The sequence below is a fragment of the Moritella sp. 24 genome (genome assembly GCF_018219155.1).
In the GTDB taxonomy this organism is placed as follows: Bacteria; Pseudomonadota; Gammaproteobacteria; order Enterobacterales; family Moritellaceae; genus Moritella.
Map to the genome: position 1 here is coordinate 904,488 of NZ_CP056123.1, position 11,113 is coordinate 915,600.

Below are 11,113 nucleotides of genomic sequence, written 5' to 3' on the forward strand. Positions count from 1 at the left end.
TGTTCTTGAACGTGATATTTGGCGTCTCGGTGTTTTTATTTTTAATCTTGCTCTTTTCTTTAGCATCTTGTTATCCTTAAGTTTCTCTGCCTAGTCCTAGGCGTATTTTTTATCGTAATCTTTATTTTCATTAACATTACAGTAATATAAATAATATGCACATGAAACTTTTATGTCAGTTTTATATACATAATGTGACACACGGTTACTGTTGTTCTACCTCTTTGGTGTCTAGCATTTGTTCTGTCTTCGTTGAAACTTCAAAGCTGACATCACGCGCGACTTGCTCAGTCATATTAATTTGGTCATCAAACCAACGTAAGCTATCGTAATACTTACGAATGTTACTCACATACTTAACCGCCTCGTTTCCTCGAGCATAACCAAATCGCGTATATTTATACCATTTAGGCTTTTGCAGTAGAGGGATAATCTCTTTTACTTCAGCCCAACTGTTTTCATTACCACCTAGCTTTTCGGTGATTTTCCTTGCATCGATAAGGTGGCTATAACCTATATTATAGGCGGCTAATGCAAACCAAGGCTTTTCATGCTCAGAAATTGTATCGGGTAAACGATTAATTAATTTTGCTAAGTAGGCTGATCCAGCTCGAACACTTTGTTCGGCATCAATACGAGAGGTCACACCAAATTCTCTGGCTGTTGGCCAAGTCAGCATCATCATACCGCGTACACCAGTGGGAGAGCGGGCTTTTGGATTCCAGTGGGACTCTTGGTAACTGACTGCAGCCAGTAAACGCCAGTCTAACTCTCCAGCATATTGACGGAACAGCCCTTCATACTTAGGCAGTTGAGAGTCAACACGACGTAAGAATGTACGTGTATCAACAAAATCAAATGTATCAATGTGGCCAAAATATTTCTCTTGCAGCTGTTCCATTGTTCCGGTGACTTGTTGCAAGGTGAAGAAGGCGAGTACAGCATTGGCTAACGAATCATCGTTGTTTTTATCCATTAACCAAACCACATCGAGATCATCTTCTAATACAAACGCTTTGTTTAAGTGTGGGTAATAATATTGATGTTGAGATAATGACGTATCATCGGCAATCGCAAGCTTGATATTACCTGCTTCTAAATTACTGAATAAAATATCTTCGTCAGGTAAGGTTTTGTAAGTCAGATTCAATTCTGGGTAATCACGTTGCAGCTTTTGCACGTACTCTTCATGGCTTGAACTTTTTACCACATAAATAGGATCGACTACTTGCTGTAAATTACGCGGTCTTAAACTGCCTTTACGATAAATGAGTAATTGTTTTACTTGATAGTAGCTTGGACCCATTCGATATTCGGTTAAGCGTTTTTCGGTACGTGTTAAACCGGCGGCAGATAATGCAATTGGTTTATCTTCCGTACTTTCTGCTTCAAGCATATTTTTAAGAGAATGATGCGGGTGAAGCACTAATTTGACACCGAGGTAATCACTAAACTGTTTTAATAATTCATACTCTAGCCCCGTGGGTTTGTTACCCTCAAGGTAGTAGTTAGCAGGGCCGTAGATGGTTTTTACGTGTAGTTCGCCTTTGTCTTGTATTTTTTCTAACTGGGTTCGGTCATCTTTTTCTTGGATGCAGCCAGACACAACCAGGCTTAGCGTAATAACTAAGCTGGCTTTTAAAAAAAATTGAAAGCGTGCGAAAAATACCTGCAAGTAATAACCTCTAGTATGAAAGTATAAATATATATATTGGATCTATCTTTATAGCGTTTTAGTTGTGATTACACAATACTTAATGATAATTAACTGTACAAAAAAACAGTACTTATGTCTATGTTAAATAACAATGTTATCAATAGTGTTAACGATGTTATCGGCTAAAGATAAAAAAAAGTTATTAGTAAATTAACTTGTTGTTCATGTAACGCTATCGTTATTGTCATAATTTGCATATAATACTCGGGATTTTTCCCCAGTAACCCTTTTAGTGAGAAAAAGTTAATGCATATAATGCGAGGAGCGCCAGCGCTTTCTGAGTTTCGTACTAGCAAGCTAGTCGAACGATGTAATGATGTAGGATTATCGGATATAACAATTTACGCGGAGTACATCCATTTTGTTGATGTAACTACCCCGCTCAGTGACAATGAACGGAGTGTCCTGGAAAAATTGTTGACCTACGGGCCAAGAATTGCAGAGCACGCTCCCGAAGGAACTCTCCTTCTCGTCACTCCTCGCCCCGGCACTATCTCTCCTTGGTCTTCAAAATCTACCGACATCGCAATCAACTGCGGTCTTTCTAACGTAAAACGTCTTGAACGTGGTATCGCGTACTACATCTCTTCAACTACTCCTCTAACACCAGCCCAACTACAAACTGCAGCAACACTTGTGCACGACCGTATGATGGAAACTGTGTTTGATCGTTTAGATGCAGCAGAGCAGTTATTTGTGCAAGCACAAGCGCGTCCATTAAAGTCTGTTGATATTTTAGAAGGCGGTCGAGAAGCACTTGAAGCAGCGAACGTTAAACTAGGTTTAGCATTGGCTGAAGATGAGATTGATTATTTGATTGCGAGCTTTACTCAGTTAAATCGTAATCCAAATGATATCGAATTAATGATGTTTGCCCAAGCAAACTCAGAGCATTGTCGTCATAAGATTTTTAATGCGGATTGGACTATTGATGGCCAAGACCAAGATAAATCATTATTCAAGATGATCAAGAACACCTTTGAACAAACGGGTGATCATGTTTTATCTGCGTATAAAGATAATGCATCTGTAATGGAAGGTTCAAAAGCCGGCCGTTTCTTCCCTGATCCACAAACTCAACAGTACGAATATCACCAAGAAGATATTCAAATTCTGATGAAAGTGGAAACGCATAATCACCCAACTGCAATCTCTCCTTGGCCTGGTGCCGCGACAGGTTCTGGTGGTGAGATCCGTGATGAAGGCGCAACGGGTCGTGGTTCGAAACCAAAAGCAGGTTTAGTAGGCTTTTCGGTATCTAACTTACGTATTCCAGCATTTGAACAGCCGTGGGAAACCGACTTTGGTAAACCAGGTCGTATCGTTAGTGCATTAGACATTATGCTAGAAGGTCCTTTGGGTGGCGCTGCATTTAATAACGAATTTGGTCGTCCTAACCTATTAGGTTATTTCCGTACTTATGAAGCTGAAGTTAACAGCCATAATGGTGTGGAAGTACGTGGTTACCACAAGCCAATTATGCTTGCTGGTGGTCTAGGTAATATCCGTGACCAGCACGTTCAAAAAGGTGATATCCCAGTTGGCGCGAAATTAATCGCACTAGGTGGTCCTGCAATGAACATTGGTTTAGGTGGCAGTGCTGCTTCATCAATGGACTCAGGTCAATCACACGAAGATTTAGATTTTGCTTCTGTACAACGTGAAAATCCAGAAATGGAACGTCGTTGTCAGGAAGTTATCGACCGTTGTTGGCAGATGGGTGAAGACAATCCAATTGCTTTCATTCACGATGTGGGCGCGGGTGGTTTATCAAACGCATTCCCTGAACTAGTACATGACGGTGGTCGTGGTGCTCAGTTTGAATTACGTGATATTAACAACGATGAACCAGGCATGTCACCGCTTGAAATTTGGTGTAATGAATCACAAGAACGTTACGTTATGGCTGTTGCGCCAGAAAACATGGCAACATTCGAAGCTATTTGTAAACGTGAACGTACGCCATTCTCAGTGGTTGGTGTTGCGACTGAAGAGTTGCATTTATCAGTAACGGATTCGTTATTAGACGAAACGCCAATTGATATGCCAATGGAAGTATTATTAGGTAAAGCACCTAAAATGCACCGTGAAGCTACAACACTTGTTACAGAAGGTGAAGCATTAGACTTTACTGGTGTAACGGTGAAAGATGCCGCTGAACGTTTATTACGTTTACCTGCAATTGCTGAAAAAACATTCTTGATTACGATTGGTGACCGCTCGGTAACGGGTTTAGTTGCACGTGATCAAATGGTTGGTCCTTGGCAGGTTCCTGTAGCCGATTGCGCAGTAACAGCAGCAAGTTTTGATACTTACGCTGGTGAAGCAATGGCTATCGGTGAACGTACGCCATTAGCATTGTTAAACTTCCCTGCATCTAGCCGTATGGCGGTTGCTGAAGCATTAACAAATATCGCAGCAACAGAGATTGGTGATTTAACTCGCATCAACCTTTCTGCTAACTGGATGTCTGCAGCTGGTCACCCAGGTGAAGATGCTGGTTTATATGCAGCGGTTAAAGCCGTTGGTGAAGAACTTTGTCCTGAATTGAACCTGACTATTCCAGTCGGTAAAGATTCAATGTCAATGAAGACACGCTGGGAAGATGAAGGTGAAAACAAAGAAGTTACTTCGCCATTATCACTGATTATTACTGCATTCGGTCGTGTGACTGACGTACGTAAAACAGTTACTCCACAGTTACGCACTGACAAAGGCGCGACAGACCTTATCCTTATCGATTTAGGTAATGGTCAAAACCGTCTGGGTGCATCTTCATTAGCACAAGTATACAAGCAACTGGGTCAACAGACGCCAGATGTAGATAGCGCTGAGCAGTTGAAAGGCTTCTTCGATGCGATGCAAGTACTCGTGAAAGAGCAATCTTTACTGGCTTATCATGACCGTAGTGACGGTGGTTTATTCTCAACAGTAACAGAGATGGCATTTGCTGGTCACTGTGGTGTTGATGTTGAACTTGATATGTTAGGTAATGATGATCTTGCTGCACTTTACTCTGAAGAGTTAGGTGCCGTTATTCAAGTATCTTCAGCATTAAAAGAACAAGTACTAACAACATTAGCAGGCCACGGTCTAGCTGCATGTTGTCATGTGATTGGTTCTACAAATGAAGATGACATGATTCGCTTCACGCGTAACGGTGAAAATGTATTAGCGGAAACGCGTACTCATTACCGTGCTATGTGGGCAGAAACAACGCTGAAAATGCAAGCGCTACGTGACAACCCAAGTTGTGCTCAAGAAGAGTTCGACCTTAAACTTGATGTGAAAGACCCTGGTCTAAACGTTAACTTAAGCTTCGATGTGAACCACGATATTGCGGCTCCTTACATCGCAACGGGTGTTCAACCTAAAATGGCAATCTTACGTGAGCAGGGTGTAAACTCGCAAACGGAAATGGCTGCTGCATTTGATCGTGCAGGTTTCGCTGCTCAAGATATTCACATGAGTGATATTCTTAGCGGTCGCGTTAACCTAGAAGACTTCGCGGGCTTAGTTGCTTGTGGTGGTTTCTCTTACGGTGACGTACTGGGTGCAGGTGAAGGTTGGGCTAAGTCAATCTTGTTTAACCCACAAGCGCGTGATCAGTTTGCTGCTTTCTTCGAACGTGAAGACAGTTTCTCACTGGGTGTATGTAATGGTTGTCAGATGTTATCTAACTTGGGTGAACTTATCCCAGGTTCAGAATTATGGCCACGTTTCGTGACTAACCAATCAGAACGTTTTGAAGCACGTTTCAGCTTGGTTGAAGTACCGAAAAATCCGTCAATATTCTTAGGTGACATGGCTGGTTCAAGAATGCCTATCGCTGTATCTCACGGTGAAGGTCGTATTGAATTACGCGATGATGCACATCTGCAAGCACTGCAAAACAGTGGTACAGTTGCGCTTAACTTCGTTGATAACTACGGTCAACCGACGACTCAATACCCATCTAATCCAAATGGTTCGCCATTAGGTATTACGGGTCTAACGACAACAGATGGTCGCGTAACTATCATGATGCCACACCCGGAACGTGTATTCCGTAGTGTGAGCAACTCATGGCATCCAGAAGAATGGGGTGAAGATAGCCCTTGGATGCGTATGTTCCGCAACGCACGAGTGAACTTAGGTTAATCGTACTTAGGTAACTCGTCACGCTGTTGACGTATTGATGAATGAAAGGTCGTAATTATTGCGGCCTTTTTTTGTCTTCAACCTCTCTATTTTTGGGTTACTGATTGTGTATACTAAGGTTCTTAAGTTTATATTTGGTATGTAAAACAATATAAATGCTTAATTATGTTATAGTCCCATCGTCTAATAATATATTAATTAATGAGTAGGAAGGGTAATGAGTCAGTCACAAGGTTTATTATTATTTAAATTGAACCTCCAGCAAAAATTTGCAATCGGTACATTAAAAGTACAAGAAATTGTGCCTTCTACACGACTCTACTCGTTACCTGGTTCTCACCCTATGGTGATGGGCGCGGCAACACTACGTGGTCGAACTATCCCTATTATTGATATGGCTAGAGCCGTCGGTTACCGTGCAGTGAGTAAAGAAGAGTATGCTTCGTGTAATATCATTATCACGGATTGTAGTCGTCAAATTGTGGGTTTCTTGGTTCGTCACATCGACAAGATTATGAATTGTGATTGGAAAGATATTTCAGCGCCAAGTGCGACGCTGGGAGCGAATATATATACCACAGGCGTCATGCATGTTGATGAGCAGTTAGTTCAACTCATGGACGTTGAGCGCTTGCTCGCTGATATTTATCCAGATGATGAAGTTGAACTGCCTCAGTTTACCGATCTTGAACTTGAAGAACTGCGCACGAAAGAGATCCTCGTTGTTGATGATTCAATGGTTGCTCGTAATCAACTGGGTGGCGCGTTAGATGCGGCAGGTATTCATTACCAAGTCTCTAAGAATGGCCAAGATGCATTAACAGTGATGCAGTCGGCAGTCGAGTCTGGTAAACCAATTGATGTATTGGTGAGTGATATTGAGATGCCGGGATTAGACGGTTATGAAGTTGCATTTGAAGTACGTAGTACACCGAATGTTTCAGCCACTTATATCATTTTGCATACGTCACTATCGAGTGAGATCAGCACTGAACGTGCACAGCAAATTGGTGCAGATGAAGCGTTAACGAAGTTTGATGCAAGTGAGTTATTACAAGCTATTCTGCGTGGCGTTAAAGGACGAGACAAAGTCGAGTAATCGGAATGTTATTTATTTTAGATGAAAGATTTTAGACACAAAAAAAGCGCTAATTAATTAGCGCTTTTTTATTATTCGTTGCACGTTAATGCATCACCAGTAATATAATTACTTAGCTTAATTCACCACAAAAACGGTAACCTTCACCGTGGATTGTTGCAATGATTTCTGGCGTATCAGCAATGCTTTCGAAATGCTTACGGATACGACGAATCGTTACATCTACAGTACGATCGTGTGGTTTTAGCTCACGGCCAGTCATTTTCTTCAATAACATTGCACGTGTTTGAATTTTACCTGGGTTTTCTACGAAGTGTAGCATTGCACGGAATTCACTACGTGGCAGTTTAAATGAATCATCCAGCGGACTAATTAAAGAACGGCTGTTGATATTTAAACGCCAACCATTGAATTCATACTCTTCAACAATTGCTTTTTCTTCGTCAGCTACAGGGATCTTTGTAAAAGTACGGCCTAGTAGGTTACGCGCACGAATAGTTAATTCACGCGGGTTAAATGGCTTAGTAATGTAATCGTCAGCACCAATTTCTAGACCTAAAATCTTGTCAACTTCATTGTCGCGACCAGTTAAAAACATTAATGCTACATTGTGTTGGTCACGTAGTTCACGTGCTAACAGTAAGCCATTTTTACCTGGAAGGTTAATATCCATGATTACCAAGCTGATAGGGTTATTGGTAATGATCTCATACATTTCATCGCCGTTACTTGCTTCATGTACTGAATAACCTTCAGCTTCGAAGATGCTTTTTAGGGTGTTACGTGTAACGAGTTCATCTTCTACGATAAGAATGTTTGGGGTTTGCATAAACGTACCTAGTTTCGCTTTGGATCAAATAGTGCCCAGATTATTGATATGATTAATTTAAATGCGATATCAATGGATTCGGGAGTAAGAGTAATACATCCATGAAATATAAGACTATTTATCTAAAACAGCTGACAGCGGCAGGATATCTAGTTTTACGGCTTCCTTAACTATAGGATTATATGTTATTAACAGCAGTATAACAACCTAATGTAATTATGTTACGTAATAACTCAACATGATTTGATATTTATCAAATAACTCTCATTGGTTAGTTTTTAGTAATATAAACAAGATTTCAATTATTTACAACTTATACTTAGTGGTACAATAAAACCTTGAGTTAACACTTTAAGTTATATAAAACAGCGTGTTATGTATTTATTCCTTATCTTTTATATTGTTTTAAATTTGATTTGTTAAGGTTATATTTAGTTCATATTTGTTAATTTGCACGCGTTATATAAGGGATTAAAGATAAAATTTATTTTTTAAAATCTTATTAATTCGGTATTTTCAGTACAGAATAACCGTGTTTTTTATAGGGAATGGTCCTTATTCTGTCTATCCAGTGAGTCTATTTAGTTGAATCTAACGTGAGGTTAGTTATTTAAGTCGCTTATATCAGTTAATTAAGCATCAACTGCTATGGCGCAGAACTTGTATCCATAAAAGTGTAATCAAATTACAAATTGGTAAGTTTTATTGAAACATCACTATTAATGTATTTACTTTGTTAATTAATTATAGATTGAAATATTTGATCTGCGTTAATATGTTAGAGGCGATAACAAATATCGTTGTGATTAAGAATCTTACGGCATTGTTACTCGATTGTTCGTGAACATAATGACTACTCTAAGGATGGACTATGTTAGACCTACTCCCTGATCTCTGTGATCAGCATTTTAATGAATTGTCTGTAATGGACCCGCTTTTTCAAAGTTATGGTGACGCGACTATTTTTAGTGGCCGCGCAGTGACGGTGAAATGTTTTGAAGATAACTCGTTAGTTAAAGAATTGGCTGGCACTCCGGGTGATGGTCGGGTGATGGTCGTTGACGGTGGTGGTTCAACACGACGGGCGTTGCTGGGTGATATGATTGCCGAAAATGCAGTCAGTAATGGTTGGGCTGGCTTTGTTATTTATGGTGCTATTCGTGATGTTGCGACAATTAATACACTCAAACTCGGTGTAAAAGCGATAACAGCTTGTCCTGTAAAAACAGAAAAGCGGGGGCTCGGTGATAGCGGCATTGATTTACAGTTCGCGGGTGTGAATATTGCTGACGGTGATTACATTTATGCGGATTTAAACGGTGTAGTTGTCGCTAAAGAAGCCTTAATCTAGCGTTTTTGTACGTATAGATTTATTAGGGGCCTTCTTTACGGTGATGATTAATAATGGGGCGATTTGATTCACCCCATTGTATTTACGTCTTCGTTAATTGTTATTGCATATTAACGGCGACTAATCTCGTTCAAAGCGTCGTGCGCGACGATAAGGGAATACATCACTGTATTGACCTCGACTAATGTTATTTTGCAAACTCTTCCAATAATCTGCATCAAGTAAATCTGAATGATACTTTTTAAACAGCTTATTAATCTCAGGTCGCGATAATAAGAAGGTTTCAAACTCTTCAGGAAATACATCATTAGGCGCAACTGCATACCAAGGTTCCGCCATCATCATATCTTCAGGGTAGCGGGGCGCTGGAATGTAGCGGAAATTAACCTCATGCATATATGAGATCTCATCATAATCGTAGAAAATAACACGATTATGTCGGGTTACTCCGAAGTTTTTAAACAGCATATCACCGGGAAAAATATCCGCAGCCGCCAATTGTTTGATGGCATTACCATATTCATCAATCGCGTTATCAAGCTCTTCTTCATTTGCTTGTTCAAGATACATGTTGAGTGGGATCATTTTACGTTCTATATAAAGATGCTTGATCACGACTTTACTGTTGGTTAACTTCACGATTGACGGTGCAACTGCTAATAACTCATCAAGCAAGTCTTGGCTAAAACGCTCTTTGGGAAATGCAAAGTTTTTGAACTGTTGTGTATCTGCCATACGACCGACACGATCATGAGATTTTACGATCTGGTATTTTTCTTTTACCGTTGCATGGTCGATTTGTTTTGGTGGTGCAAACTTATCTTTAATGATCTTAAATACCACATCATAAGAAGGCAGGGTAAATACACTCATCACCATGCCTTTAATACCCGGAGCAATAATAAACTCATCGTCAGAGTTATCTAAGTGTTTTATATAGTGGCGGAATAGTTCGGTCTTCGCGTGCTTTTGACAACCAATCGCTGAATAAATCTCAAAGTTAGTTTTATTCGGGATCATAGGTTTTAAAAATTGAACGATAGCGCCAGGCTCAGGTGCATAAACAAAAAAGTAGGCTCGGGCAAAACCAAATAGAATACTGGTTTCTTCTTTTTCAAAAATCACCGTATCTAAATAGATCTCGTTTTCTTCATTATTTAAAATCGGGAATACCAGTGGATACATTTGCCCATCAGCAAAGATCTTACCCATGAGGTAAGCCCCTTTGTTCCGGTAAAAAACCTCGTTAAGCATATGTACTTCGATGTGTTTTGCATCGGTGAGTTGCTTTGGCGCATGTTCATTAAGATAACTCACTACATTTTCGAGATCTCGTTCCAAGTTCTCCCAGCGAGCAGTAAATGTATAACCCGAAATGATTTTACGTAAGATAACAGAGAAGTTCCCACCGCGCGTATAGCTGCGATAAAAATTATTGGGATAGGCAGGATCGCGAACACGATTCGCATTGGTAATAAATAATTGGTCTTTATATATATTCGTGTGTTTGAACACTCGGCGATAAACGGAATTAAAGAAACTTTCTGCAATCTCAAAATTGGGATAATGCTGCAACAGTGCTTCGTACTCGCGCTTAATACCTTGTAAAAATACCTGATTTGCTTCTGTTTCAGCGGCAATATCTTGCATTTTTTGTGCGGTTTTACCGACGTGATAATCATAAAGGCTGATACGTTTTTTTGCTGCTATTTGGACGCCGTGCCAATCTGCGTTTTCAAAACGTAATTTTGCGCCACGCGTAACTTCTAAAAACCGGCTATAAAAAGCATCAAATGATTCTAATAATGAACCCGCGATTTGGGCTTCTAACACTTTTTCCATTCGACAAATCCTTGAACTTCAGACATGGCTCAATATCGCAACCTTTTTACATTATTTCAACATCTTTACGCCGATTTAGCGAGGTAGAGTTAAACAACTAATTCTATTTTAAACTTGATTAACGTCGTATTTTTT

Annotated in this window: 6 protein-coding genes; 3 read left to right on the forward strand and 3 right to left on the reverse strand. The window is 40.0% G+C overall.

The window, feature by feature from the left end; all coding sequences use genetic code 11:
* Nucleotides 1–205 precede the first annotated feature (205 nt).
* Nucleotides 206–1,675 carry a membrane-bound lytic murein transglycosylase MltF gene (mltF, locus tag HWV00_RS04190; protein WP_211684892.1) on the reverse strand — a complete coding sequence of 490 codons (1,470 nt, stop codon included), beginning with the start codon at nucleotides 1,673–1,675 and terminating at the stop codon, nucleotides 206–208.
* A 288-nt stretch (nucleotides 1,676–1,963) separates the two neighbouring features.
* Here mltF and purL point away from each other — a divergent pair, with 288 nt between their 5' ends.
* Together purL and HWV00_RS04200 are read left to right on the forward strand one after the other, a co-directional pair.
* Nucleotides 1,964–5,857 carry a phosphoribosylformylglycinamidine synthase gene (purL, locus tag HWV00_RS04195; protein ID WP_211684893.1) on the forward strand — a complete coding sequence of 1,298 codons (3,894 nt, stop codon included), beginning with the start codon at nucleotides 1,964–1,966 and terminating at the stop codon, nucleotides 5,855–5,857.
* A gap of 217 nt (nucleotides 5,858–6,074) precedes the next feature.
* Entirely contained in the window at nucleotides 6,075–6,956 is an 882-nt protein-coding gene (locus HWV00_RS04200; protein ID WP_211684894.1) for a chemotaxis protein, read from the forward strand.
* Nucleotides 6,957–7,068: 112 nt separating this feature from the next.
* Here the strand turns inward: HWV00_RS04200 and arcA are convergent, their stop codons facing one another.
* Nucleotides 7,069–7,785 (reverse strand): two-component system response regulator ArcA, encoded by a 717-nt coding sequence (arcA, locus tag HWV00_RS04205; RefSeq protein WP_211684895.1) that lies wholly within the window; start codon nucleotides 7,783–7,785, stop codon nucleotides 7,069–7,071.
* An 871-nt stretch (nucleotides 7,786–8,656) separates the two neighbouring features.
* On the opposite strand from arcA, the gene HWV00_RS04210 reads away from it, so the two are divergent.
* Nucleotides 8,657–9,136, forward strand: coding sequence for a putative 4-hydroxy-4-methyl-2-oxoglutarate aldolase (locus HWV00_RS04210; RefSeq protein ID WP_211684896.1), 480 nt, complete (start codon nucleotides 8,657–8,659; stop codon nucleotides 9,134–9,136).
* A 120-nt stretch (nucleotides 9,137–9,256) separates the two neighbouring features.
* Here HWV00_RS04210 and aceK read toward each other — a convergent pair whose 3' ends face one another.
* Entirely contained in the window at nucleotides 9,257–10,978 is a 1,722-nt protein-coding gene (gene aceK, locus HWV00_RS04215) for a bifunctional isocitrate dehydrogenase kinase/phosphatase (RefSeq protein WP_211684897.1), read from the reverse strand.
* Nucleotides 10,979–11,113: the final 135 nt, after the last annotated feature.

Coding starts and splice junctions, on each gene's coding strand:
- purL (WP_211684893.1), top strand. CDS start 1,964: ATGCATATAATGCGAGGAGCGCCAGCGCTTTCTGAGTTTCGTACTAGC.
- HWV00_RS04200 (WP_211684894.1), top strand. CDS start 6,075: ATGAGTCAGTCACAAGGTTTATTATTATTTAAATTGAACCTCCAGCAA.
- arcA (WP_211684895.1), bottom strand. CDS start 7,785: ATGCAAACCCCAAACATTCTTATCGTAGAAGATGAACTCGTTACACGT.
- HWV00_RS04210 (WP_211684896.1), top strand. CDS start 8,657: ATGTTAGACCTACTCCCTGATCTCTGTGATCAGCATTTTAATGAATTG.
- aceK (WP_211684897.1), bottom strand. CDS start 10,978: ATGGAAAAAGTGTTAGAAGCCCAAATCGCGGGTTCATTATTAGAATCA.